This window comes from Streptomyces sp. AV19 (assembly GCF_015999245.1).
In the GTDB taxonomy this organism is placed as follows: domain Bacteria; phylum Actinomycetota; class Actinomycetes; order Streptomycetales; family Streptomycetaceae; genus Streptomyces.
This window is the reverse complement of the sequence record NZ_JAEAMR010000007.1, coordinates 814,973-838,558: the sequence shown is the minus strand read 5'-3', so window position 1 is coordinate 838,558 and position 23,586 is coordinate 814,973. Positions and strand designations below refer to the sequence as shown.

Genomic DNA, 23,586 nt, shown 5'->3' with positions numbered 1-23,586 from the left:
GGCGAAGCCGTGCGGCAGAGACCGAGGCGAAAGCCGTGCGACGGGGGCCCGGGGCGAAGCCCCGAAAGGGGGTCCAGGGGCGAAGCCCCCGGCGGGGCCCAGGGGCGGAGCCCCGGAGGCGGGGTGCAGGGGGCGGAGCCCCCATCCAGCCCGTCTGGGGGTTGCCCCCTCCGGGGAGTTTGAGGACAACCGCGCGGAGCGCGGTTTCGGGGGTGCAGGGGGCGGAGCCACCGCCCCTACCGCGCGGAGCGCGGTGCCGGGCCGAGGGGCGGAGCCCCGGAAGAAACGGTGAAAGGGCGGGCCGGGGGCAAACCCCCCTCACAGAAACTCCGCCAGCGCGTCCAGCGCCCGCAGCACCTCCCCCTCCCCCGCCGCGGGCAGCCCGACCACGACCTCCTCGATGCCCTGGTCGGCCAGGTGCGCCAGCTTCCCCGCCGACGGGTGCACCGCGTACGGAATGACGACCGGCTCCCCCGGCCGCCCCGCCTCCGCCCACGCCGCCCGCAGTTGCGGCAGCGCCTCCCCGAGCCCGCCCCCGCCGATGGGCAGCCAGCCGTCCGCGTACTCCGCGACGGCGGCGAACAGTCCGGGCCCGGCGGTCCCGCCGATCAGCGTGCGCGGCCCGACGAGCGGCGGTGCGCCCACCCGCTCGCGCGGCGGCAGCAACGGCTTGGGGTGCGCCCAGCTCGCCCTGACCGACCCGAACTCGCCCTCATAACCGGTCGGTTCGGCCGCCCACAGGGCCCGCATCAGCGCCATCCGGTCGCGCACCAGGGCGCGCCGGGTGCGCCACTCGACGCCGTGGTCGGCGGCCTCCTCCACGTTCCAGCCGTAGCCGATGCCGAGGGTGAACCGGCCTCCGCTCAGGTGGTCCAGCGAGGCCGCCTGTTTGGCGAGGACGATCGGGTCGTGCTGGGCGACGAGGGCGACGCCGGTGCCGATGGCGATCCGGTGGGTGACGGCCGCGGCCTGGGCCAGCGCGACGACGGGGTCGTGGGACCGGCCGTACTCGCGCGGCAGCGGCTCGCCCATCGGCGCGGGCGTGTCCCGGCTGACGGGGATGTGGGTGTGCTGGGGCAGGTAGAGGCCCGAGAAGCCGCGCTGTTCGAGCTCGCGGGCGAGCCGGACGGGGGTGATCGTCTCGTCCGTGAGGAAGGCCGTGGTCGCGATGCGCATGCGGGAACCTCCGTGGCGGGCATGGCGGGCGGGACATGGCGGGCTACCCACGGTAAGCCCTGAAGGGCCCCAGGGGACCCATGTCGAACAGCCGACACACAACCGTCAATCGCCGTACGTTCCGCCGCGCGCCGGGCGGGCGTACAACGGTCTCCGGGAGTTTCCGGAGAAGGAGGGCGGGATGGAGCGACGGAACGTCCTGAAACTGACGGCCGGCACGCTTACGCTCGGCGGTGTGACGCCCGCGCCCGCCGCCGGGGCCGACGGCCCGGCCGAGACCCGCCGCATCACCGGCCGGCTGCCGGCCGGCGCGCCCGACTACGTCTACCTCCCCGTGGAAGTCCCGCGCGGGATCCGCGAGATCACCGTCTCCTACGCCTACGACAGACCGTCCGTCCCCGCCGGCGTCCCCGGCAACGCCTGCGACATCGGCATCTTCGACGAGCGCGGGACGGGGCTGGGCGGCGCGGGGTTCCGGGGCTGGTCGGGCGGGGCGCGAACGGAGTTCTCCATCGCCGCCGACCGGGCCACGCCGGGCTATCTGCCCGGGCCCGTCCGCTCCGGGACCTGGCACGTCGTCCTCGGCCCGTACACGGTGGCGCCGCAGGGCCTGGCGTACGAGGTGACGGTCACCCTGCGGTACGGACCGACGGGCGCCGTCGCGTCCCCCGTCTTCCCGCCGCAGCGGGCCCGGGGCCGGGGCCGGGCCTGGTACCGGGGCGACGGCCACCTGCACAGCGTCCACTCCGACGGCCTGCGCACCCCCGCCGAGATCGCGGCGTCGGCGCGGGCGGCCGGGCTGGACTGGATCGTCACCACCGAGCACAACACGACGTCCGGCCACGGCGCGTGGGAGGGCCTGTGGGGCGACGACTTCCTCATCCTCACCGGCGAGGAGATCACCACCCGCAACGGCCACGTCCTGGCCCTCGGCACCGACCCCGGGGTCTTCGTCGACTGGCGCTACCGCGCCCGCGACGGCGTCTTCCCGCGCTTCGCCCGGACCGTCCGGCGCGCGGGCGGACTGGTCGTCCCCGCCCACCCGTTCGCGACCTGCCCCGCCTGCAACTGGAAGTTCGGCTTCGACGAGGCGGACGCGGTCGAGGTCTGGAACGGCCCCTGGACGCAGGACGACGAGATGGCCGTCGCCGCCTGGGACGCTCTCCTGGCCGGCGGCCACTGGCTCCCCGCGATGGGCAACAGCGACGCCCACCGCGCCCCGCAGCCGGTCGGCTCACCCCACACGGTCGTCCTGGCCGACGACCTGTCGCGCCCGGCGCTGCTGTCCGGGCTGCGCGCGGGGAGCAGCTGGATCGCGGAGTCGTCGGCGGTCGGGCTGTCGTTCGGCGCGGTGTCCCCGCGGGGCGCTCACGCGGGCATGGGCGAGCGCTTGCGGGCCCGCGAGGCGACGATCCGCCTCCAGGCCACGGGCGTTCCACCTGGCGCCACGGCCTCGTTCATCACGGACCAGGGCACGCTGCTGACGGTTCCCGTACCGGAGGACGGCCTGGTGGACTGGCGGACTTCGGCGGCCCGGTCGGCGTACGTCCGGGCGGAGGTACGGCGGCGGGAGGGGGGCATGGTGGCGCTGACGAACCCGGTGTTCCTCGGGGAGGCACGGGCGTAGAAGGCGTGACCCGCCCCTCCAGTTGGCTGTTGAATGCAGCTGTGTCTGATGACCTGTGGAACCGGCTGTCGACGGAGTCGCGAGCCGAAGTCGACCGACTGATCGGCATCAAGCGCAACGTCGAGGCAATCGCGTTGATGCGCGAGCGTGCCGGTGAACCTGCACCACACATCCATAAGTGCCTTGACCTACTGGAACGGCGCAGAGACACCTTGCGGTAGCCAAGAAGTGAAGAGGGCCCCTCTCACGCCGCCTTGCCCGCAGCCGTGCGGCAGTCGCGGCAGAGGCCGGGGGCGGGGGCGCGGAAGGCGCGGTCGCAGCCGTCGCAGGTCTGGAGGGGGTCCGGGCGGGGTGGGGCTGCGGGGCGTGGTTCCAGTGGCGTGGTGGGGAGTTGGGGCGGCAGCCAGCTGGTGAGGCGGTAGCGGAGGAGGCGGGCGGGCCAGGGGATGCGGCCGACGGGGAGGTCGGCGGTGAGGGTGCGGGTGATCTGGTGGGGGCCGATGTCGCGGTCCAGCCAGGCGCGGACGGCCGGGGCGAGGCGGCGTACGTCCTTCTCGGAGAGGACGAGGCGCGGGTCGTGGCGGCGGAGCGCGGCGAGGAGGTCGGCGGCGGGCTGGTCGACGGGCGGCAGCGGGGGCTCGGGGCGGGGCTCGGGCTTCACCCGGGGCGGTGGGGCAGGGCACTCGGTGGGCTCAACTGGCGGACGGGGGTGGGTTCGCGGCCACTCGTGCCAGCGTGTCACGGTCACGACGCGCCCCTCCTCGGTGCGTACGCGCTCCCGCTCCAGGTATCCGGCCTCCTCCAGCTCGCGCAGGGCGCGGGCGATGAGGACGTCGCCCTCCTTGAAGCGGCCGGAGAGGGCCTTGATGCTGATGACGGCGCCGTCGGGGAGCGACTGCACGTAGAGGCCGATGCCCAGGGCGACCAGGGAGAGGTCCTGGTTCTGGGCGAAGTGGTTGCCCACGACGGTGAACTGGGAGGTGTGGCGGTGCCTGATGTGCACCACGCCTGCGCGCGCGGGGGCGCTAGACTGCGCAACAGTCATAGGGAAGGGACCAGCTTCCTTGATGATCAGGCCCTCGGCCGGGATGCCAGTCCCGCCGGGGGCCGTCGTCGTTTTTGGGTTGTTGGCGCGACCGTACCGCGCCGATCCCGGCGCCTGCCACGAAGTCACCCGATGGGGTGACGAGGGAGGGGTTGGGAGGGAATTGGTTCTTTCCCCGGTTCCTTTAACGGGACGGCCCGATGGGCTGGTTGGCGGTCCACCGGGACCTCGGATCCTCGATCCGGGGCGTAGCGTCGGACGCATGGCGAATGAACACCTGGGCGATCGGGTGGGCCGGTTGCGGAGGTTGGCGGATCTGACGCAGGAAGCGTTGGCCGAGCGGGCCGGTGTATCGGCGGACGTCGTACGGAAGTTGGAGCAGAAGCGGAAGCACTCCGCCCGGCTGCCCACGCTGCATGCCTTGGCCAAGGGATTGGGGGTGGAGGTCACCGCGCTGCTGGGCGATCCGCCCGGCATCCCGTCGAACGGGGAGGCCGAGCCCCCGGCCCTGGTCGCCGTCCGGCGGGCGATCGTGCCACCGCTGTTCGCTCCGCCTCCCGAACCGAGCGGTGCGGAACGGCTGACCCCGGCGTTGCTCCGCTCCGAGATCGAGGAGGCGTGGACGCTGTACCACTCGGCCGACTTCGGCCGCCTGCTGGAGACCCTGCCGGACATCATCGCGGACAGCCGCCTGGCCTCGGCGGTCGGCGACAACGCCGAACGAGCCGTCGGGCAGGCCGCGTTGGCCAAGTCGCTCCAGCTCGCGGGGCACCTCTCCATCCGCCTGGGCAAGACGGACCTCGCCCTCTCCGCGCTGGAGCGCGCTCTCGCGGCGGCCCGCGAGGCGGCCGACCCGCTGCTCCCCGCCATGGTCTGCAACTCCGTGGCCTGGGCCTATCAGCGCCAGAACCGGCTGGACGACGCCCTGCGCTTGGCCGTCCACGCCGCCGACCGCGTGGAGCGGAGCCGGGTGCACACCGCGGAAGGCGTACGGGTCCGGGGCGGGCTGCTGATGTCCGCCGCGACCAGTTCCGCCCGCTCCGGCGATTACGACACCGCCAACGACATGATGCGCACCGCCGAGCGGGCGGCGGGCCGCCTCGCCACCCTGCCGCCTCCCGTCAACGGGAAGTTGGTGAGCGTCTTCAGCAGGTCATCGGTACGCATCGAGCGCGTACGGCTGTCGGTGCAGCACGGCCGCCCGGAGGAAGCGCTCCGGCTCGCCCGGGGGATGCGGCTCGCCGCCGACACACCGATCTCGTGGCGGACGTGGCTGCTGCTGGACGTGGCGCGCGCCCACGCGGACGTCGGCAACGCGCGGGAAGCGGTCAAGTCCCTGGAGAAGCTGCACCGACTGGCCCCGGCCTGGATGCGCCACCACACGTTGGCCGTCGCCATCGTCGGCGATCTCTGGTCCGGACCGTCCCGCCCTCCGGGGCTGCGCCGGCTGGCGGAGCTCCTGGGCGTCGCCGACTAACGCGACAGAACTGGGACGTTACGTCCCTGGGACCGCACGGGACACGGCGGCAGCCTGGGCCCGCACGGCAACCGTTGCCGTGCCACCGCCGGAAGAAAGGCGATCGACCATCGTGTGCCCTGCTCCACATCACCCACGGGTCAGCACCATGATGACCGGTGAGACCGGCCCCCTCGACCTGGTGACCATCCGCGCGACCGTCCGCCGCGCCCTCCAGGAACGCCCCCACCCGCCCCGGGTGGCAGAGATCCGCGAGATCACCGCCACTCTGCGCGGACACCTCCAGCGGATGCTCCGGGCGGCGCGTGCCCGTACCGACGAGCTCGAACGGGGCAGCCTCGCCTGGATCCAGTGGACCGCTCTCATCCACCGCGGACAGGACGACCTGGTACGCGCGGTCGACACCGGTACCCGGGCGGCGGCTTCGCACATGGACGACCTCGCCCGCACTTGCCGCCGCCTTGCGGACTGCCTGGACGAATAAGCCTGGGCTGCGTCAATCGCGGGCTGCGCCTTCGGGCCACAGCACATGAACCGGGATGCCGACGACGTGAGCGTGAGCCACGACGTCGGCGGTGCCGCCGTAGCCGCGCGGCGGCTGCCCGTCCCATACGGCGATGAGTGCATCGACCAGGCCGACGAGAAGTTCGCTGCCGGCCATATGAGCGTGCGAGTCGGATACGACGCGTCCCGTCCGGTGCACCTTCGTTGCATGGCCGAGCAGGTGGTCGTAGGTCGGGTGATGCCAATCCGGCAGGCGATCCCGGTACTCCTCGGCCGGGATCACCACCTCGAGCCGGCCACCTTGCCGAAGCACGGACTGTCCGAACCAGGCATCAGGCCCGTCCGCGATGCAGCTGACGCCGATCAACGCGTCGGGAGCATAGGCGAACACCGCCTCATCGAGCATCCGTCTGACGACTGCCTCGACTTCGGAGGACAGACCGCGATGCCCAGTGATTCCGACTCTCATGGATTCCTTCCGTTGAGAAACACCATCAAGCATCGCGGCCAGGCGTTCACCGGATGGCGGGCATACGGCCCGACCGCCAATCGTTCACCCTCATACGGATGTTGTTCACCATGGGCAGCGTGTCCACTTCGGACGGGTCGAACCACCGGACCTCCGTCGACTCCTCCGAGACCTCGATGTCCCCGCCCACCGGCCGGGCGAGAAAGCAGATGGAGAACTCCTGGCGCACTTCTCCGTCGTCGTAGGCGAAGACGTGCCCAGGATTGCTGTACGTGCCGACGATGCCGGTGATCTCGACGTCCAGCCCGGTCTCCTCGCGTGTCTCCCGCACGGCGCAATCCGCCAGGGATTCACCGATGTTCATGGCACCGCCGGGCAGTGCCCACATGCCGTTGTCCGATCTGCGCTGGAGCAGGATGCGGCCATCGCCGTCCACCACGACAGCCGAGGCGGCGGGGACCAGACTGTTGGCGACGGGAGCGTCCGGGTCGTCCTCGAAGTCACGTCTGCTCATGGCCTTCTCTCCTATCGGTGACGCTGAGACACAGATACTCCACATGAACGTCGAAGCAGGGCGAAAGGACGTACACGATGACGCAGAGTTTGAGCAGCTTCGCGGAGCTGCTGCGATCCGCCGAGCGGTCGGCCGTTCATCTGGAGATGCGCGATGTCTACGACGTGGACGGCGAGGCGGAGCGCTTCGCCGCCTGGAGGCGGGGGCATCGTCTCGATCCGGCGGACCGGCCGAGTTGGTGGCGGCCCTGGCTCGATCTGGTGCAGGAGGTCACCGGCAAGGGCGTGGTCATGCGCCGCGCCCGCATCGTGTCGGAGCCGGTGAGCGAGTACATCCGGTTCGAGCACTCCGGGACCTTCACCAATATCGCCGCCGGGGAGGACATCCGCTGGCTGCCGAGAGAGCGGGCCGAGGAACTCGCCCTCCCGGAGCATGACTTCTGGCTCTTCGACGGCCGGATCGTTCAGTTCAACGTCTTCGACAGCGGCGGCAGGTGGGTGAGGACGGAGCAGGCCGTCGACGCCGCCACGGCACGCGCGTGCGCCTCGGCCTTCGAGGCCGTGTGGGCCCGGGCCACCCCGCACGAGAAGTACGCCGTCTGGCAGGCGGCGCTCAACTCGCCGTCATCTCCACCAACTTCACCACCGTGTTCCAGTTCCGGCCCGTCGCGAACGCCCCCTCCGCCGGAGTCACCCTCGACAGCGCCGCGCCCAGATCCGAGCGGCCCAGGCCCTCCGGGGCGTAGAGGTAGAGCGCGCGGTCGCCGAGGCGGAACTCCTCGGGGTGGTATCGCGACTTCGCCGCTTCGAGGTGCGCGAAGCGGGACGGGTCGGGACGGGCGGAGCAGTACAGGACGTGCAGTTGCTTCGGCTCCAAGTCGGCCGCCGGGAACGGGCAGGCGGCCGCTACCGCCTTCAGGTATGCGTGGTCGCACACCAGGACGTCCACGGTGAAGCCGAAGCGCTCCGCGAGGGCGTCGCGCAGGCCCGCCGCCAGGGTCTCCTCGTCGGACCCGGCGGCGGCGGTGAAGACCGCGTTGCCACTCTGGAGGTACGTCCGTACGGCTCCGTGGCCAAGCCCCGCCAGCAGCGTCCGGAGCTCGGCCATCGGGACCTTCCGGTGCCTGCCCACGTTGATGCCGCGCAGCAGCGCCGCGTACGCCTTCGGCGCCATCCCGGCAGCCTACGAGGCGTCGGCGGGGGTGACCCACTCCAGGAGCTCGACCACGACCCCGTTGGGGTCGGTGACCTGGAAGAGGCGCTCGCCCCAGGGCTCCTCCCGCAGCGGCATGGTGATCTCCACGCCCTCGGCGCGCAGCCGGCGTTCCTGCGCGTCGAGGTCGGTGACGGTGAAGGCCACGATCAGACCGGAGGCACACCGGTCGCGCTGCTCCGGCGGCAGGACCTCTATGCCGCGCCGAAGCAGGACGAGGTTGAGGGCCGCGTCCTGGTGGGAGAGCGAGACGAAGCCGTCCGCCTCCATCGCCACCGCGTAGCCGAAGTGGGTCATGAAGAAGTCGCGGGAGGCGGCGACATCGTCGACGGTCAGGGACAGGGCGGATGCGGTGATGTTCAAGGGGCTCCTTGGGAGGTTCGACTGGAGGGGAATCAACGGGGGCCGCGTGAGCGGCTGTTGAGCTGGGGGCGCGGGGTGGTGGACCGGGGTATCGGGGCCTGGGTCCGCCACGACGTCCCAGCCTGGCGGGCAGCCGGGCCGGAGCCGCCGCCCTGACGGGCGATGAGATCGGCGAGATTGAGCTGCTTGCGCATGGTGTGGCCCCTTTCAGCCTTCGACGTCCGGCTTCAACGTCCGGGCGAATCTTGCAACGGACGTAAAGTTAGACCGGACGCAGCGCGTACGTCAAGAGGAAAAGTACATCGGGGGTAAGATTTCCTCATGACCACCGAACCCATGGGGCTCAGGGAGTCCAAGAAGCAGGAGACCAGGCAGCTGATCTCCGACCACGCGACCCGGCTCTTCATCGAGCACGGCTTCGAGTCCACGACCATCGCCGAGATCGCCGTCGCGGCCCGGGTCGCCAAGAAGACCGTCACCAACTACTTCCCGAGGAAGGAGGACCTGGCCTTCGACCACCAGGAGGAGTTCGTGGCGAGCCTGGCCCGGGTCGTCGCCGGCCGGCCCGCCGGCGCCTCGGCGCTGACCGCGCTGGAGCGCGCCTTCCTCGCCGCCGTGCGGGAGCACAACCCCGTCGCCGGCTTCGCCGGGCCGGAGTTCTCCCGGATGATCGCCGACAGCCCGACCCTCACCGCACGGCTCCGCGACCTCCACGACCGGCGCGAGGAGGCCCTCGCCGAGACTCTCGCGGCGGCGGACGGCGCCGAGGCCGGCGACATCACCCCCCGCGCGGCCGCGGCCCAGCTCGGCGCCGCGCACCGCGTCCTGTTCCAGCGGATCCAGGAGCTCACCCTCGCCGGGGAGGGGAACGCCCGCATCGCCGACCTCGTCGCCGACGACGCCGAGCGCGTCTTCGGCCTCCTGGAGCCGTCCCTCGGCGACTACGCCGTGAGGGACTGCGCCGTCAGATCAGAACAGCCCGCCCCGTGACGCGTGGCCCAGCCGCAGCGTCTCCTTCAGCGACAGACTGCGCAGCAGGTCACCAGGGGTGACGAAGTTCGGCTCGGCCTCCTTGGCGCGGATCGCCTCCAGGGCCTGGCCGGCGGGCAGCGGCCCGCCGTGCAGGGCCCTGCCGAACGCGGCCATGGAGGCGAGGAGTTCCTCGTCGTCCGGGTCCGTGGGGAGGTGCCCGCCGAGGGGCAGGCGCCCGGCGGCCGCGGTGCAGGCCGAGACGAGGGGCGCGACCGCGGCCTCCGTGGCGGCCGGGTCGAAGGGGCCCGTCTTCGGGAGGGCCTGCACGCGCGGCAGGGCGGGGTGCGCCTCGGCCCAGTCCAGGAGCGACTGCCCCTCGGCCGCCCCCCGTACGCCGCCACCGTCCGTCTTCAGGACATACGGGTCGCCCGGGATCGCCTCGTAGTGACAGCGGTAGACGAACTCCGAGCAGATCATGGGCTGCCGGCCCATCTCGGCCATCGCGTTGAGCGCGGCGGCGGCCCGGTCCAGCGCGGTGCGCGCCAGCAGCCGCCCGCCCGGCGGCAGCGGGACGCGGCGGGTGACGCACAGGACGGCCAGCAGCACGATCTGCTGGTACGCGTAGGAGGTGCGGCCCGCGTCCAGGTAGCGGCGGGCCACGTCGAGGACGGGCGTCATGTCGGCGGGCGCGGCGAGCGTACGGCCGACGACCAGGTCGTGGCCCTCCTGGGCGCGCGCGAACGAGAGGGTGTGCAGACCCTTCCCGGTCACCTCGGCGAGACCCTCCTCGCCGACCGCCAGCGCGGCGTGGCTGACTTCGGAGTCGTCCATGAGGCAGATGGCGCGGGAGAGGGCCTCGGTGCCGCGGGAGAGGACGACGTCACCGGGCTTGATCTGTTCGGGGAGGGGCATGGGGGCTCCAACGGGGCGCAGGGATTCGGTCCGGGAGCGTGCGATGCCCGCGCGGCGGGGCGCTCAAGCGCGCGGGCGCGGTCCGTCCGCCGTACGGGTGAACCGCCCGGAGCCACGGCGCCCACGACGCCCACGCACCACCGCCCCGTACACCGCCGACGCCACCGGCACCGCCAGGAGGACACCCGGCGGCAGCAGTCCGCCCGCCACGAGGAAGCAGCAGATCGCGTACGGGATCAGCAGAGGAAGAGCCCGGTGGATCACGGACGGCCTCCTTCCGCACCGCCGCGTCGCGCCGCGTCCAGGTAGCCGGCCAGCTCGCGCCACTCCCCCGCGTCCGCCGCGGCGTCGCCGGACATCGCCGCCGGATCCTCCCGCCAGGCGTCCCGCACCCCCGCCGAGATCCCGGCGTCGCCGCCCGTGAACAGGGCGCCCAGCTCGTCCATCCGGTCCACCAGCCGCCGCACCGCGCGGTCCGCCGACGGCGTCCCGGCCGCGCGGAGCCGCTCGGCGCGGCGGTACAGCTCCGGCCACTCGACCTCCAGCAGGTAGTGCGCGGCGGGACCGAGCGCTCCGGCGCGGTCCGCCAACTCCCGCATGCCGTCCGCGTCCACGTGGCGGCGGAGCGCACGTCCGCCCTCCGGGCCCGGGCGCCCGGCCGCCCGGAGCGCGTCGAGGAGCGTCGCGGCCGACACGGAGCCGCCGGCCAGTTCGGCATCGAGGCACACGAGGCGCTCCCGGAGCGCGTCCAGCGCGGTGAGCGCGGACTCGACCTCCGCCAGGTGGTCGCGGACCAGGCGCACGGGGTCGACGCCCGCGTCGAGGCAGGCGCCGATCGTCTCCAGGCCCAGCCCCAACTCGCGCAGCGCCAGCACCTGGTAGAGGCGGGCGAGGTCGTCCTCGGTGTACTCGCGGTGCCCGCCGGCGGTCCGGCGGGACGGGGTGAGCAGACCGATGGTGTCCCAGTGGTGGAGCGTGCGCACGGTGAGCCCGGACGCCTCGGCGAGCGGGCCGACCTTCCAGGCTGCGGAACGGGCCGTGGAACGGGCTGCGGAACGGGCCGTGGGACCAGCTGCGGAACGGTCCGTGGGACCGGCGGCGGAAGCGGAAGCTGTCATGTGGTCACCATGCCTCCTCACGCCGCGTGAGGTTCAAACCCGCCCGCGCGGGAGCCCCGCGGGTTCCCGCTCCCGCACGCCCGTTCCGGCGGCGCCGTTCCGCGCCCACTATCAGGGCGAACGCCGAAAACGAGAGAGGAAACCCCGTGAATCCGAGGAAGTTCCGCCTCGCGCCGGTGGTGGCGGTGGCCACCGCGGGCCTGCTGTTCGCCGGCACGGCGGGGGCGGCCGTCGCGGCTCCGGCGGAGGAGACGCCGAGCGCGACCAGCTCCGCGACGGGCGAGGCGACCGGTTCCGCCCCGAGCGAGGAGGCGGACGAGCAGGCCAAGGAGCTGAAGAAGAGCGGCTGGAAGGCGGACGGCTGGTACCACGACGAGTACGCCTGCCAGGAGGCCGGCGAGCGCGGCAAGGACGACCACAAGTGGCGCGACTACAAGTGCAAGAAGGAGAAGCGCCACGGCCATTGGCAGTGGCACCTGTACTACCGCAAGTAAGGGGCAGGAGCCCGACCCGTGCCCTCCGGACCACCACCCGGAGGGCACGGCTTCCCCGGCAGGACGTCCTCGGACCGGCGAACGCCACATCTCCAAGGAGCAGGCGACCATGAAGACGAGCAACTCCCGCCTGGTGCGGGCGATGGCGACGACGACCGGGCTGCTGCTCGTCGCCACGGCGGGCACGGCGGCCGCCTCGGCGCCGGCGGAGCGGCAACCGGACGCGGTGGCCGTCACCGCCCCGATCGGACCGACGCCGGGGCCTTGGCGCCCCAACCACTGGTTCCGCCAGAAGCACATATGCGAGCAGGTCGGCCGCGAGGGCGTGGCCGGCGGCAAGTGGCGCGCGTACAGGTGCCGGCCCGAGCACTACCGCATGTGGCACCTCTACTTCCACCCCTGAGGAACGACCGTCCGCCGCCCCCTCCGTCCCGGCCCCCCGCCCGGGACGCACTCGGGACCCCGCTCCCGTCCCCCCGGGACACCGGGCTTCCTATGGTGGCGTTCAGGCCCACAACCAGGGCGAACGCCAAGGAGAGAGGGGAAACCCATGAAACAGAGGATCTTCCGTCCCGCGCAGGCGGCGGCGGTGGCCGTCGCGGGGATGCTGCTCGCCGGCACGGCGGGGGTCGCCGTCGCGGCGCCCTCGCAGGAGTCGTCGGGCACGGCGTCCGGCGTCACCGCCGCCGCGCAGGCGTCGCGCTGGTACGCGGACGGCTGGTACCGCGACCACCACTCCTGCCGCAAGGCCGGAGAGGACGGCAAGCAGCACCACAAGTGGCGCGACTACAAGTGCCAGCGCGAGTACAGGCACAGCTGGCACGGCTACTACTGGCACCTGTACTACCGCCGTTGAGGAGGAACGAGCGGCCCTCACCCCCCAGGGCGGGGGCCGCCGCCTACGCGTCCTCCGCCACCAGCACCGGCGTCGCCGCCGTCAGCGACTCGCCCCGGAAGAACGCCGGGCTCCGCCGCCGCATGACCTCCATCAGCACGCCGCCCAGCACCAGCAGCCCCACCCCGATGACGAAGACCGACCCCACCCCGAACACCGAACTGCCCGTCCCGTACGCCGGGTTCCACATGTCGTGGAGCGTCTTGGCGAAGACGGCCGCCAGCAACAGCCCGCCCAGGACCGGCAGGACGCCCTTGAAGAGCGCGTCGCGCGCGGACCGCCGCAGCTCCGCGCGGAAGAACCAGGCGCAGGCGAAGGCCGTGATCGCGTAGTAGAAGCAGATCATGAGGCCGAGCGCGTAGATGGTGTCGACGAGCACGTTCGCGCTGAGGAAGCTCATCACCGCGTAGAAGACACCGGTGGCCGCGCCCGCCACGACCGTCGCCCGGCCCGGGGAGCGGAAGCGCGGGTGGACGACGGCGAACGAGGGCGGCAGGGCGCCGTACGCGCTCATGGCCAGCACGGTGCGGGCGACGGGCAGGAACGTGGTCTGGAGGCTGGCCGCGGCGGAGGCGAGGACGGCGACGAAGAGCAGGGCGCCCAGGGCCCGTCCCATGACCGGTTCGGCGAGGACGGCGAAGACGTTGTCCTCGGTCCGCGGGTCGCCGAGTCCCGCGCCGGCGTACCGCTGGGCGGCGACGCCGGTGAGCAGGTACGAGCCGACGAGCACGGCCATGGCGAGCAGGGCGGCCCGGCCGGGCGTCCGGTCGCTGCCCTCCGTCTCCTCGTTGACGGCCAGGCACGCGTCCCAGCCCCAGAACATGAAGATGGAGAGGGAGAGTCCGGCGGTGAAGGAGGAGAAGGAAGGGACGGCGAAGGGATCGATCCAGTCCCAGGAGAAGCCGGGCGCGGCGGCGGGGGCCTTCGCCAGGGCCATGGCCACGAACAGCGCCAGCACCGCGAGTTGGAGCGCGACGAGCACGTACTGCGTGCCTTTGGTGGCGGTCATGCCGCGGTAACTGACCGCCGTGGCAACGGCGATGAGCGCGAGGCAGGTGACGACGTGCACGATCCGGTTGTCGTCCAGGGCCGCGACGCCCGCGCTGCCGGTGAGTTCGCCGAGGAGGAGGTAGAGGAAGGAGGTCGCGACGCCGGCGAGGTTGGACAGGACGATGATCGTCGCGACGACCAGCCCCCAGCCGCACATCCAGCCGACGCGCGGACCGAAGGCGCGTACGGTCCAGGTGAAGGACGTGCCGCAGTCCGGGACCGCCCTGTTGAGCTCGCGGTAGGCGAAGGCGACCAGGAGCATGGGCAGGAAGCCCGCCAGGAAGACGGCGGGCATGTGCGGTCCCACCTGGCCGGCGGTCGGGCCGAGGGTGGAGGTCAGGCAGTAGACCGGGGCGACGGTCGAGATGCCGATGACCGCGCTGCCGAGCAGGCCGACCGAGCCGCGGCCCAGGCCCTTGGCCCGTACGCCGCCCTTGGCGGCACCCTTTTGGGCGGCGCCCTTGGCGGCCCGTACGTTCCCGGCGTCGCCCGTCACATCGCCCGTCACCGTGCCTCCGCCCCGCGGAGGGCGCTCGCGCGCTGCTGCATCCACCATGACCGGGACGTTAAGCGGTGCTGTTTCCGCGACCGGAGGATTGCGCCTCCGTAAAGCCTCCTTAACTTGGCGGCATTACTCGCCAGTTGGCCTGACAAATGAAGGAGAATTTCAGGTTACGGCAGGTAACACTCAGGCCGCGAGGCCGGTTCGGCGGAGTGCGGAATTCGCAGGCCAGCCCTTTTTGCCCCGATTCAAAATTTCCCGGGCCGACCCGGGGCCGGGTCGCCGGGGAGGTCCGCCAGGGAGGCCCGCCGGGGAGGCCCGCGTCACACCGCGGAGAACGCCCTGGAGCATCCGACGTCGTTATCCGGCCGCCTCCGCGCGCCGCACAAATGCCCATAGAACCACCGGCGGCGCACGCCCGCGGCCCGGTCCGCCACCGCGCGGAACGACCGCACGTCGCCGTCCCACGGAACGGGCCCGGGTCGTACAATACCCGGTCCGAATAAGGCGAGTTGTGGCCGGTGGTCCTGTTCAGCCGGACGTCCGGGGTCCGCCGGCCGCCGGACCCGGCCAGGTCCGCCCCGGCGGAGGGCACCGCTCCGGGGAGGCCGGCCACGGCCCCGTACAGCACCGGTGACCCGGGGTTCGTACCCCCCGGCCGTCTCCCCGGAGAGGGCCGGACCGGTGCTGACGCCGGGGCCCGGAACAGGGCAGACTGACCGGTGCCACCGAGGGGACGAGCAGGGGGTCACGATGGCCGGGGACACAGGGCACGAGCAGCGGTTGCGCTTCGCCGTGCTCGGACCCGTCCGCGCGTGGCGCGGCGACGAGACAGTGCGGACCGGCTCACCCCAGCAGCGGGCCCTGCTCGCGGCCCTGCTGCTGCGCGGCGGGCGGACGGCCACCGCGGCCGAGCTGGTGGACGCGCTGTGGGGCGACGACCCCCCGCACGCGGCGCTGGCCGCGCTGCGCACCTACGCCTCGCGGCTGCGCAAGGCGTTCGGGCCGGACGCGGACGTGCTGGCCAGCGAGGCGGGCGGGTACGCGCTGCGGACCGGCGTCGGGTCCCTGGACATCGACACCGCCGAGCGGCTGGCCGCCGAGGCGGACAAGGCCCGCGTGGGCGGCAACCCCGGCGGCGCCCGCGCCCTGATCAACGAGGCCCTGGCCGTCTGGGACGGCGAACCGCTGGCCGGCCTGCCCGGCCCGTACGCCGGGACGCAGCGCGCCCGGCTGGAGGAGTGGCGGCTCGGCCTGCTGGAGACCCGCCTCGACCTCGACCTGGAGATCGGCCACCACGCCGAGGCGGTCTCCGAGCTCACCGCCCTCACCGCCGCGCACCCGCTGCGCGAGCGGCTGCGCGAGCTGCTGATGCTCGCGCTGTACCGCAGCGGACGGCAGGCGGAGGCCCTCGCCGTCTACACCGACACGCGGCGCCTCCTCGCCGACGAACTGGGCGTCGACCCCTGCCCCGAGCTGGCCAAGCTCCAGCAGCGGATCCTCAACGGCGACGCGGACCTCAACCTGCACCTGCCCACGGACCAGGGCGCCGCCGGCCCGGCGTTCATCCGCCCCGCACAACTCCCGGCGACCGTCTCCGACTTCACCGGCCGGGCCGCCTTCGTCGACGAGCTCAGCCACCAGCTCGCCACCGCCGACGGGCGGATCATGGCGGTGTCCGCCGTCGCGGGCATCGGGGGCGTCGGCAAGACGACGCTCGCGGTGCACGTCGCGCACGCGGCGCGCAACCACTTCCCGGACGGGCAGCTGTACGTCGACCTCCAGGGCACGGGGCCGGTCGTCGCGGACCCGGAGGCGGTGCTCGGCGCGTTCCTGCGCGCCCTCGGCACGCCGGACTCGGCGATTCCCGAGGGCCTCCAGGAGCGCTCCGCCCTCTTCCGCTCCACGCTCGACGGCCGCCGCATCCTGACGCTGCTCGACAACGCCCGGGACGCGGCCCAGGTCCGCCCGCTCCTCCCCGGCACGGAGGGCTGCGCGGCCCTGGTCACCAGCCGGACGCGGATGGTGGACCTGGCCGGTGCCCACCTCGTCGACCTGGACGTCATGAGTCCCGAGGAGGCGCTGGTCCTCTTCACGCGGATCGTGGGCGAGGAGCGGGTGGGCGCGGAGCGCGACGCGGCGATGGACGTCGTCGCGCTCTGCGGCTTCCTCCCCCTCGCGATCCGCATCGCGGCCTCGCGCCTCGCGGCCCGGCGTACGTGGACGGTGTCCGTCCTCGCCCGCAAGCTCGGCGACGAGCACCGTCGCCTGGACGAGCTCCGGGCCGGCGACCTCGCGGTCAAGGCGTCCTTCGAACTCGGCTACGGCCAGCTCGAACCGGCCCAGGCCCGGGCCTTCCGCCTCCTCGGCCTCCCCGACGGCCCCGACATCTCCCTGTCCGCCGCGGCGGCCGTCCTCGACCTGGACCCGGAAGAGACCGAGGAACTCCTCGAAACCCTGGTCGACACCTCCCTCCTGGAATCCGCCGCCCCCGGCCGCTACCGCTACCACGACCTCCTCCGCCTCTACGCGCGTTCGTGCGCGGAGCGCGACGAACACCCGCCGGAGGAGCGGGAGTCGGCGATGTCGCGGCTGCTGGACTTCTATCTGGCGACGGCGGCGGGGGTGTATGTGCTGGAGCGGCCGGGTGACCAATTACTGAAGCATCTGACGCCCACCCGGCATCCGGGGCTGGCCTTCACCGACCGCGCGGCGGGAGCGGACTGGCTGCACACCGAGGCGGGGTGCATGTTGGCATGCGCACGACGGCATGCGGCGGACACCGGGGACCCGCTGAGGAAGGCCGTGGACCTGCTGCAGGCGCTCAACGACCTCATCGAATCCGGCGCCTACTCACGGATGTACGCGAACGCGGCGACCGGTCTCCTGGCCGCCACCCGGGCTTCGGGAGACACCTGGGCGGAGGGCCGCGCGCGAACCGTCCTCGCGCACGTCCACACCCTCGCGGGACGGTTCGCGGAAGCGGACGAAGTAGCGGCGGAAGCGGTGCGCCTCGCGCACGACAGCGGCGATGTGTTCACACTCTGCATGGCCGCGAACTTCCGCGCGATCGTCAGCATCTACCAGCAGCGGTACGAGGATGCGGAGACGCACTGCGTCCAGGCCCTGAGCTCCTTCCGCAGCGACGGCAACCGCAACGGTGCGGCCAGCGCGCTCAGCAACCTCTCCCGCATCCATGGGCACACCGGACGATCGGATTCCGCGGTACGCCTCGCCGAGGAGAGCCTCGACATCTACCGCGACCTCAATGTCTCGTGGCGGCTGGCCAACGGCCGCTATGCCTACGGCATGGCCCTGGCCAGCGCCGAGCAGCACGAGCGCGCCCTGGCGCAGTTCTCGGAGGCCCTGTCCATTTTCAGGAGCAACAGGCAGCGCATGTGGGAAGGATGGAGCCTCTACCGCATGGCGGAGATCCACCACGCCATGGGCGACCATGCCCAGGGAGCCTCCCACGCCGAGCAGGCACTGGCCCGGTTGCGCGGCATCAGCGGAGAATGGCGGAGGGGTGACATCCTCGCGGTGCTCGGCCACTGCCTCGTCCGGCTCGGACAGCGGGAACGTGCCTACGCCTGCTGGACGGACGCGTTGTCCGTGTTCGAGCAGCTGGGATACGAGAAGGAAGCCACCGAAGTGCGGGGCCTGCTCAGGCTGGCCAACGCTTAGGCCCTCTCCGTCCGCGCCCTCATCACACCGTCGTTCATCATTCGTTTATCGGCGCACGCCATTCTTGGTTGTGTCGATCCGTCGCGTCGGGGGGCAGACGGGTCGTGTGGTGCGCCACCACTAGGGTGAACAGCCCTGAAAACACCTGTCCGGCGGCCTTCGGGGGAGTCGCCGGACGGGTGTTGCAAACCCCGTCGTACTGCACGACTCGCACTTTCCGATGGAGTTGAACGACCATGAGCGACGAGAACCAGCTCAACCCCACTCTGCCCGCACCACAGCAGGACGGCCAGATCGCGAACAACGCGGCAGGGCTCGGCACCGCGAACGCAACGGGGGTCGGTACCGCGCGGCTGAAGGCCAAGGTCCAGAAGTTCGGTGATTCTCCGGACGACAACCACGCGGGTTCCGAGCCGGTCTGATCCGACCGCTCGGCCCGGCCCCGCAGGCAAGGGGCGCTCCCGGCACACTCCGGGAGCCCCCGGCCGGGCAGGACGAGGCGAAACCCCACGGCGCGGGGGAACAGGGGGCTTCGCCGACCCGCATTCCAGCAGAGCCGGCATCGGCGACACGGAGGGGGAGCCGCCGATGCCGGCCTCTCTGTTGGACGGCGGAGTTCACCGACGACTTCCCCAGCGGGAAGCGAAATCGCAAGCCCCCGCCCCCCGAGCAAAAAGGAGTCTCCATGAACCGCAAGACCATGGCCGGCGCCAGGAGGATGTCAGCCGTACTCGCCATCGCAGGCGCCGCCGCGGCCCTGAACACCCTGCCGGCCGCCGCCGACAACCACGGCGGATCGGTGGAGAGCGCCGCCTATGCGACGTCCGCTCTCTCCGGCGACCCCGCCACCACCACGGGCGTGGACGACCATCACGCGAGCACCATGGAGCTCTGACGGTTCCACGCACGGACAGGCCCCTCGGGAAGACCCGAGGGGCCTGTCCGCTGTGCGTACTCCGTTAAGTCTTCCGGTATTTCGTCCGACAGGGCGCGCACGGTCCACGCACTCCGCCCCCGCCCAGCGCCAGGGCCCCCGCTGGTTGTGCCCGGCGGCGCCCGTCCCGTCCCGGAACGGGCGCCGCCGCCCAACTCACCTGCGCGCCTGCCCCGTTCCCTTCGCCGCGTCCAGGGCGTAGACGCAGCGGTCCTTGCTGCAGGCGTACACGACGCCGCCGACCGCCAGCGGGGTGCCCGTGATCTCGCCGCCCGTGGCGAGCTTCCAGCGGAGCTGGCCGCCCTGCGCGTCCAGGGCGTACAGGCAGTGGTCGGCGGAGCCGAAGTGGACGCGGCCGTCGGCGACGGCCGGGGAGCCGACGATCTCGCCGCCGGCGGCGAACCGCCAGCGCGGGGTGCCGGTGACGGCGTCCAGGGTGTAGAGCGCTCCCCCGCTGCCCAGGTGCACCAGGCCGTTCGAGACGAGCACGGGCGCGCTCGACTGGCGGGCCTCGGTGGCGATGCGCCAGCGCTCCTGGCCGCTCGCGGCGTCGAGGGCGTAGACGGTGCCGAGGTAGTCGGCCGCGTAGACGCCGCCGTTCGCGTACGCGGGCGGGCCGAGGAAGACCGCCGGTGCCTCGAAGCGCCAGCGCACGTCGCCGCGGGCGTTGTCGACGGCGAGCAGGCGGGTGCCGGCGGCGATGTACACCACCCCGTCGGGGGCGGAGTGCAGCCGCACCGGGACGCCGCCGCAGGACGAGGCGTCGCCCACCGGGTAGGACCAGCGCTCCGTGCCGCCGCGGGCGTCGAGGGCGCGCAGCCGGCCGTCGGACCAGACGAAGACGGTGCCGTCGTGGACGACGGGCCCGCAGTCGGGGGTCTCGAAGTCGGTCTGCAGGCCGCCGGTCTCCCACAGCAGTTCGCCGGTGGCGGCCTCCCACGCCTGGGCGCCGCCGCCCCGGGTGCCGGTGACGACCGTGCCGCGGTCGGTGCCCAGGGAGTACACCCAGCCGTCGGTGGACAGGCGCCAGCGCTCGGTGCCGTCGGCGGCGTCGAGGGCGTAGAGCGTGGGCCCGTCGGAGGCGTGTATGCGGCCGTCCGCCACGGCCATGGCCCAGGCGACGTCCCGGGTCTTGAACTGCCGCCGCCCGCTGGCCACGTCGAGGGCGTGCACCTCGAAGGAGGTGACGTACACCAGGTCGCCGGCGACGACCGGGGTGCCCCAGACGTCGTTGGACATGCGGAACCGCCAGGGCCGCCAACGGGACGGGTCCACCGTGGAGTTGGGGGGCGCCTCGGGCGCGGCGGGGGCGGCGGTGGCGCCCGGCGGGCGCACCCAGGACGCGCCGGGCGCCACATACGGCTCGCGGGCGTCCGCGACGCGCGGGCCCGGGCCGATCGGCACCTGGGCGCCGGGCAGCCGCACGGCGCCGTCCGCGGTGGAGACCGGGGCCGCCGCGTGCCGCCCCTGGGCGACGGGCGCGGGGGCCGCGGTCAGGCCGCCGCGCGGATCCGGGGTGCGGGGCCCGGTGACCCGGGAGGAGTCCGCCCAGCCGGGGGCGGCGGGCGCCCGGGACGGCTCGTACGACGGGGCGGCCGGGGGCCGCGCGGGGCGGGGCGGGGCCGCCGCGGAGCGGGCGCCGCGGGCGGGGGCGGCCACGGGCCGCTGCCCGGCCCGGCGCCGCTCGATGAGCGAGACGGCGTTGGCCGGCAGCCAGGCCGAGGCCGTGCCGCTGTCGTCGCCCCCGCCGGAGGCGAACAGGTGCGGGCCGAGCTGCGCCTGGAGGTCCGCCGGGGTGGGCCGGTGCTCGGCCGCCATCTGCATGCAGGAGTCGATGAGCGGCCGCAGCTCGTCCGGCAGCCCGCCGAGGTCCGGGCCCTCGCGCAGCAGCATGAAGACGGTCTCGACCGGGTTGGCGCCGTGGAAGGGGGAGTGGCCGGTGGCCGCGAAGACGAGCGTGGAGCCGAGCGAGAAGACGTCGCTGGCGCCGGTGACGCTGCGGGAGTCCCGGGCCTGCTCGGGGGACATGTACGCGGGCGTGCCGACGGCGACGTTGGTCATCGTCAGCCGGGTGTTGGACACCCCGGAGGCGATGCCGAAGTCGATGACGCGCGGCCCGTCCTCGACCACGAGGACGTTGGACGGCTTGAGGTCGCGGTGGACCAGCCCCGCGCTGTGGATCGACTGGAGCGCCTCGGCGATGCCGGCGGCCAGCCAGCGCACGGCCTGGGCCGGGAGCGGCCCGCACTCGTTGATGATCTCCTCCAGCGAGGGCGCCGGGACGTACGCGGTGGCCAGCCACGGCACGGCCGCGCGCGGGTCGGCGTCCACGACGGCGGCCGTGTAGAAGCCGCTGACCGCCCGCGCCGCTTCCACCTCACGGGTGAAGCGGACGCGGAAGAGCTGGTCCTCGGCGAGCTCCGTGCGCACCGTCTTGATCGCCACCCGCCGGCCCGATGCCGAGCGCGCGAGATAGACCAGTCCCATGCCGCCGGCTCCGAGCCTGCCGAGCACCTCGAACGGGCCGATCCGTCTCGGGTCGTGCTGCGTAAGCTGCTCCAACTGGCCTGCCACCTCCCCGTGGGGGCTTGAAGGGTCGTTCCAGCCCCGTGCAGCGTCTCACCGCGAATTATCCCGGGGTACGCGCCCTGATTCTTCCTGGCCACGGCCCCGGTTGCGAACCCGGGTCACGCTTCGGCGTGTCCATGTCGAAACCGGAAGCCCCGCTCCCGCCCTCCCGCCGCCGGTCAGCGCGGTGCGCCCGCCCTCTCGACGACGGCGAAGTCCGCGCCCTGACTGTCGGTCAGCACCGCGAACCGCCCGTACGGGGCGTCCTTGGGCCCGCGCCGGACGCGGCCGCCCAGCCGTCCGGCGGCCTCGGCCGCGGCGTCGCAGTCGGCGACGGCGAAGTGGACGAGGAAGTGCGCGGGCATCACCTCGGGGAAGTCCTCGCCCATGACGGCCCGCCCGCCGACCGCGTGCTCCGGACCGGGCGGCTCCCCGGCGGGCGTCCACAGCGCGTAATCCGCCGTCGCCTCCCCGCTGCCGGGCGCGTGCGCGACAAGACCGAACACCCGCTCGTAGAAGGCATCCACGGCCGCCGCGTCCCGGGTGTACACCTCGGTCCACGCGAACGACCCCGGCTCGCCGCGCTCCTCGAAGCCGCGGTGGGTGCCGGCCTGCCAGACGCCGAGGACGGCGCCGCCCGGGTCGACGGCGAGCAGCATCGTGCCGAACGGGCCGACGGCGAGCGGCCCGGTGACGACCTGCCCGCCCGCCTCGGTGATCCGCCGGGCGGTCGCGGCGGCGTCGGCCGAGGAGAAGTGGACGCACCACGCGGTGGGCATCCGGCCGTCGGGCTTGGGCGCGAGGGCGGCGACGGCACGGCCGCCCTGGAACGCCTCGGCGTAGGACCCGTATTCGGGCCCGGAGTCCCGGAAGGTCCAGCCGAAGAGCCCGCCGTAGAAGCGCTTGCCCGCGTCGACGTCGGGCAGCATGACGTCCGCCCAGCACGGTGTGGACCGCGGGCCGGTGTCCGTGGCCTCGCCCATGGGCGCCGCCTCCTTCCGCTGCGCGGCTTTCCGCCGCCACAGCAGCCACGGTATCGGCGGAACACCGATCCCGCCCGGTCGGCGGCAACGGACCAAAGGTGCCGGGAAAACACCCGGCAAGGGGATGCGGGAGGCCCCGGAAAGCAGGCCGGGAAAGGCCCGGTCCGCGACTTGCCGATAAGACAATTCACCAGTACGGGCCAATCCCCGGACGCTCTCATTTCCTCCCGCGAAAACCCCGCTGACCTGCACGACAACCCCTTTCGGCACCCCCGTCCCCATTTGCACGCGACCGAATCGCGCTCCGATCACCCCTCGGTAAGCTGACGGCATGACAGGACAAGTACGCACCGTCGACGGCCGGGTGGCCGGCAGGCGTGGTCAGGCGACGCGGCAGAAGCTGCTCGACTGCCTCGGCGAAATGCTCAGCTCCTCCCCTTACCGCGATGTCAAGGTCATCGACGTCGCCCGGCGGGCCGGCACCTCGCCCGCGACCTTCTACCAGTACTTCCCGGACGTCGAAGGCGCCGTCCTCGAACTCGCCGAGGAGGTGGCGGCCGAGGGCGCGGGCCTGACGCAACTGGTCGCCGGGCGCTCCTGGGCCGGGAAGGCGGGCAAACAGGCCGCCGAGGAGCTGGTGGACGGCTTCCTCGCGTTCTGGCGGCGGAACGACGCGATCCTGCGCGTCATCGACCTGGGCGCGGCCGAGGGCGACAAGCGGTTCTACAAGATCCGCATGAAGATCCTCAACGCCGTCACCAGCTCCCTGACGGAATCGGTCAAGGAGCTCCAGGCCAAGAAGAAGGTGGACAAGGACGTCAACCCCGGTGCCGTGGCGGGCTCGCTGGTCACGATGCTGGCGGCGGTCGCCTCGCACCAGAAGGGCTTCACCACCTGGGGCGTGAAGCAGGCCGACCTCAAGCCGAACCTCGCGCTGCTGGTGCACCTGGGCATCACCGGCAAGAAGCCGGTCAAGTAACGCGCGGCCGTACGCACGTCCTGTCATTCGCGGCGGCGGGCCGCCGGGCACGTGCCCGGTCTCCGAGCTCGTCCGCGCCTACGACCGCTACGCCGCCTCCGGCGAGAT

Annotated in this window: 26 protein-coding genes and 1 pseudogene; 13 read left to right on the top strand and 14 right to left on the bottom strand. The window is 72.9% G+C overall.

Translation table 11 applies throughout. The annotated features are described in order from the left end of the window. Nucleotides 1–318: 318 nt before the first annotated feature. Nucleotides 319–1,176 (bottom strand): TIGR03619 family F420-dependent LLM class oxidoreductase, encoded by an 858-nt coding sequence (locus I5Q34_RS13560; protein WP_199892424.1) that lies wholly within the window; start codon nucleotides 1,174–1,176, stop codon nucleotides 319–321. Between the two features lie 181 nt (nucleotides 1,177–1,357). Here I5Q34_RS13560 and I5Q34_RS13555 point away from each other — a divergent pair, with 181 nt between their 5' ends. Further along, complete coding sequence (locus I5Q34_RS13555) at nucleotides 1,358–2,803, top strand: CehA/McbA family metallohydrolase (RefSeq protein ID WP_199892423.1); 1,446 nt, start codon at nucleotides 1,358–1,360, stop codon at nucleotides 2,801–2,803. 41 nt (nucleotides 2,804–2,844) lie between these two features. Then, a complete protein-coding gene (locus tag I5Q34_RS13550; RefSeq protein ID WP_199892422.1) occupies nucleotides 2,845–3,024 on the top strand; it encodes a hypothetical protein in 180 nt (59 codons plus the stop codon). 23 nt (nucleotides 3,025–3,047) lie between these two features. On the opposite strand, the gene I5Q34_RS13545 is transcribed toward I5Q34_RS13550, so the two are convergent. After that, nucleotides 3,048–3,806: a helix-turn-helix domain-containing protein gene (locus I5Q34_RS13545; protein ID WP_277965257.1), complete on the bottom strand. Its 759-nt coding sequence runs from the start codon at nucleotides 3,804–3,806 to the stop codon at nucleotides 3,048–3,050. A 304-nt stretch (nucleotides 3,807–4,110) separates the two neighbouring features. On the opposite strand from I5Q34_RS13545, the gene I5Q34_RS13540 reads away from it, so the two are divergent. Both I5Q34_RS13540 and I5Q34_RS13535 read left to right on the top strand, forming a co-directional pair. Next, nucleotides 4,111–5,325, top strand: coding sequence for a helix-turn-helix transcriptional regulator (locus I5Q34_RS13540; protein WP_199892420.1), 1,215 nt, complete (start codon nucleotides 4,111–4,113; stop codon nucleotides 5,323–5,325). Nucleotides 5,326–5,473: 148 nt separating this feature from the next. After that, a complete protein-coding gene (locus I5Q34_RS13535; protein WP_199892419.1) occupies nucleotides 5,474–5,809 on the top strand; it encodes a DUF6415 family natural product biosynthesis protein in 336 nt (111 codons plus the stop codon). A gap of 12 nt (nucleotides 5,810–5,821) precedes the next feature. On the opposite strand, the gene I5Q34_RS13530 is transcribed toward I5Q34_RS13535, so the two are convergent. Continuing rightward, a complete protein-coding gene (locus I5Q34_RS13530) occupies nucleotides 5,822–6,298 on the bottom strand; it encodes a hypothetical protein (RefSeq protein ID WP_199892418.1) in 477 nt (158 codons plus the stop codon). 46 nt (nucleotides 6,299–6,344) lie between these two features. Continuing rightward, nucleotides 6,345–6,812 carry an NUDIX hydrolase gene (locus I5Q34_RS13525; RefSeq protein ID WP_199892417.1) on the bottom strand — a complete coding sequence of 156 codons (468 nt, stop codon included), beginning with the start codon at nucleotides 6,810–6,812 and terminating at the stop codon, nucleotides 6,345–6,347. A 77-nt stretch (nucleotides 6,813–6,889) separates the two neighbouring features. On the opposite strand from I5Q34_RS13525, the pseudogene I5Q34_RS34660 reads away from it, so the two are divergent. Then, nucleotides 6,890–7,348: pseudogene (locus I5Q34_RS34660) on the top strand (DUF6879 family protein); the annotation flags it as partial. On the opposite strand, the gene I5Q34_RS36035 reads toward I5Q34_RS34660, so the two are convergent. From I5Q34_RS36035 to I5Q34_RS13505, 4 genes are read right to left on the bottom strand one after another with little or no spacing between them, the layout of a single operon-like run. Next, nucleotides 7,276–7,428: a hypothetical protein gene (locus I5Q34_RS36035; RefSeq protein WP_199892416.1), complete on the bottom strand. Its 153-nt coding sequence runs from the start codon at nucleotides 7,426–7,428 to the stop codon at nucleotides 7,276–7,278. The pseudogene I5Q34_RS34660 and the gene I5Q34_RS36035 overlap by 73 nt on opposite strands. Continuing rightward, nucleotides 7,425–7,985 (bottom strand): DUF1697 domain-containing protein, encoded by a 561-nt coding sequence (locus I5Q34_RS13515; RefSeq protein WP_199892415.1) that lies wholly within the window; start codon nucleotides 7,983–7,985, stop codon nucleotides 7,425–7,427. Before I5Q34_RS13515 ends, I5Q34_RS36035 begins: the two co-directional genes overlap by 4 nt. A 9-nt stretch (nucleotides 7,986–7,994) precedes the next feature. After that, entirely contained in the window at nucleotides 7,995–8,387 is a 393-nt protein-coding gene (locus I5Q34_RS13510) for a VOC family protein (protein WP_199892414.1), read from the bottom strand. Between the two features lie 32 nt (nucleotides 8,388–8,419). Then, nucleotides 8,420–8,581, bottom strand: coding sequence for a hypothetical protein (locus tag I5Q34_RS13505; RefSeq protein WP_199892413.1), 162 nt, complete (start codon nucleotides 8,579–8,581; stop codon nucleotides 8,420–8,422). Nucleotides 8,582–8,708: 127 nt separating this feature from the next. Here I5Q34_RS13505 and I5Q34_RS13500 point away from each other — a divergent pair, with 127 nt between their 5' ends. Beyond that, nucleotides 8,709–9,377, top strand: a complete 669-nt coding sequence (locus I5Q34_RS13500) for a TetR/AcrR family transcriptional regulator (protein WP_199892412.1) — start codon at nucleotides 8,709–8,711, stop codon at nucleotides 9,375–9,377. Here the strand turns inward: I5Q34_RS13500 and I5Q34_RS13495 are convergent. The 3 genes from I5Q34_RS13495 to I5Q34_RS13485 form a co-directional block, all read right to left on the bottom strand. After that, the gene (locus I5Q34_RS13495) at nucleotides 9,357–10,271 is read right to left on the bottom strand and encodes a hypothetical protein (protein WP_199892411.1); all 915 of its coding nucleotides are present in this window, start codon (nucleotides 10,269–10,271) and stop codon (nucleotides 9,357–9,359) included. The two genes, I5Q34_RS13500 and I5Q34_RS13495, sit on opposite strands and share 21 nt — an antisense overlap. Nucleotides 10,272–10,334: 63 nt before the next feature. Then, entirely contained in the window at nucleotides 10,335–10,535 is a 201-nt protein-coding gene (locus I5Q34_RS13490; RefSeq protein WP_199892410.1) for a hypothetical protein, read from the bottom strand. Next, the gene (locus I5Q34_RS13485) at nucleotides 10,532–11,389 is read right to left on the bottom strand and encodes a MerR family transcriptional regulator (protein WP_199892409.1); all 858 of its coding nucleotides are present in this window, start codon (nucleotides 11,387–11,389) and stop codon (nucleotides 10,532–10,534) included. Before I5Q34_RS13485 ends, I5Q34_RS13490 begins: the two co-directional genes overlap by 4 nt. A 146-nt stretch (nucleotides 11,390–11,535) precedes the next feature. On the opposite strand from I5Q34_RS13485, the gene I5Q34_RS13480 reads away from it, so the two are divergent. The 3 genes from I5Q34_RS13480 (at nucleotide 11,536) to I5Q34_RS13470 (ending at nucleotide 12,739) form a co-directional block, all read left to right on the top strand. Beyond that, nucleotides 11,536–11,883, top strand: coding sequence for a hypothetical protein (locus I5Q34_RS13480; protein ID WP_199892408.1), 348 nt, complete (start codon nucleotides 11,536–11,538; stop codon nucleotides 11,881–11,883). Between the two features lie 109 nt (nucleotides 11,884–11,992). Next, nucleotides 11,993–12,286, top strand: coding sequence for a hypothetical protein (locus tag I5Q34_RS13475; RefSeq protein WP_199892407.1), 294 nt, complete (start codon nucleotides 11,993–11,995; stop codon nucleotides 12,284–12,286). 147 nt (nucleotides 12,287–12,433) lie between these two features. After that, entirely contained in the window at nucleotides 12,434–12,739 is a 306-nt protein-coding gene (locus I5Q34_RS13470; RefSeq protein ID WP_199892406.1) for a hypothetical protein, read from the top strand. Between the two features lie 43 nt (nucleotides 12,740–12,782). On the opposite strand, the gene I5Q34_RS13465 is transcribed toward I5Q34_RS13470, so the two are convergent. Beyond that, nucleotides 12,783–14,384 carry an APC family permease gene (locus I5Q34_RS13465; protein WP_199892405.1) on the bottom strand — a complete coding sequence of 534 codons (1,602 nt, stop codon included), beginning with the start codon at nucleotides 14,382–14,384 and terminating at the stop codon, nucleotides 12,783–12,785. 699 nt (nucleotides 14,385–15,083) lie between these two features. Here I5Q34_RS13465 and I5Q34_RS13460 point away from each other — a divergent pair. The 3 genes from I5Q34_RS13460 (at nucleotide 15,084) to I5Q34_RS13450 (ending at nucleotide 18,909) form a co-directional block, all read left to right on the top strand. Next, nucleotides 15,084–18,014 (top strand): BTAD domain-containing putative transcriptional regulator, encoded by a 2,931-nt coding sequence (locus I5Q34_RS13460; RefSeq protein ID WP_199892404.1) that lies wholly within the window; start codon nucleotides 15,084–15,086, stop codon nucleotides 18,012–18,014. A gap of 236 nt (nucleotides 18,015–18,250) precedes the next feature. Then, nucleotides 18,251–18,436, top strand: coding sequence for a hypothetical protein (locus I5Q34_RS13455; protein WP_199892403.1), 186 nt, complete (start codon nucleotides 18,251–18,253; stop codon nucleotides 18,434–18,436). A 263-nt stretch (nucleotides 18,437–18,699) separates the two neighbouring features. Continuing rightward, the gene (locus I5Q34_RS13450) at nucleotides 18,700–18,909 is read left to right on the top strand and encodes a hypothetical protein (RefSeq protein WP_199892402.1); all 210 of its coding nucleotides are present in this window, start codon (nucleotides 18,700–18,702) and stop codon (nucleotides 18,907–18,909) included. A 195-nt stretch (nucleotides 18,910–19,104) separates the two neighbouring features. Here the strand turns inward: I5Q34_RS13450 and I5Q34_RS13445 are convergent, their stop codons facing one another. After that, nucleotides 19,105–21,510 carry a PQQ-binding-like beta-propeller repeat protein gene (locus I5Q34_RS13445; RefSeq protein WP_199892401.1) on the bottom strand — a complete coding sequence of 802 codons (2,406 nt, stop codon included), beginning with the start codon at nucleotides 21,508–21,510 and terminating at the stop codon, nucleotides 19,105–19,107. Nucleotides 21,511–21,695: 185 nt separating this feature from the next. Beyond that, nucleotides 21,696–22,499, bottom strand: coding sequence for a VOC family protein (locus I5Q34_RS13440; RefSeq protein WP_199892400.1), 804 nt, complete (start codon nucleotides 22,497–22,499; stop codon nucleotides 21,696–21,698). 331 nt (nucleotides 22,500–22,830) lie between these two features. On the opposite strand from I5Q34_RS13440, the gene I5Q34_RS13435 reads away from it, so the two are divergent. After that, nucleotides 22,831–23,478 carry a TetR family transcriptional regulator gene (locus I5Q34_RS13435; RefSeq protein ID WP_199892399.1) on the top strand — a complete coding sequence of 216 codons (648 nt, stop codon included), beginning with the start codon at nucleotides 22,831–22,833 and terminating at the stop codon, nucleotides 23,476–23,478. The last annotated feature ends 108 nt before the right edge of the window (nucleotides 23,479–23,586 follow it).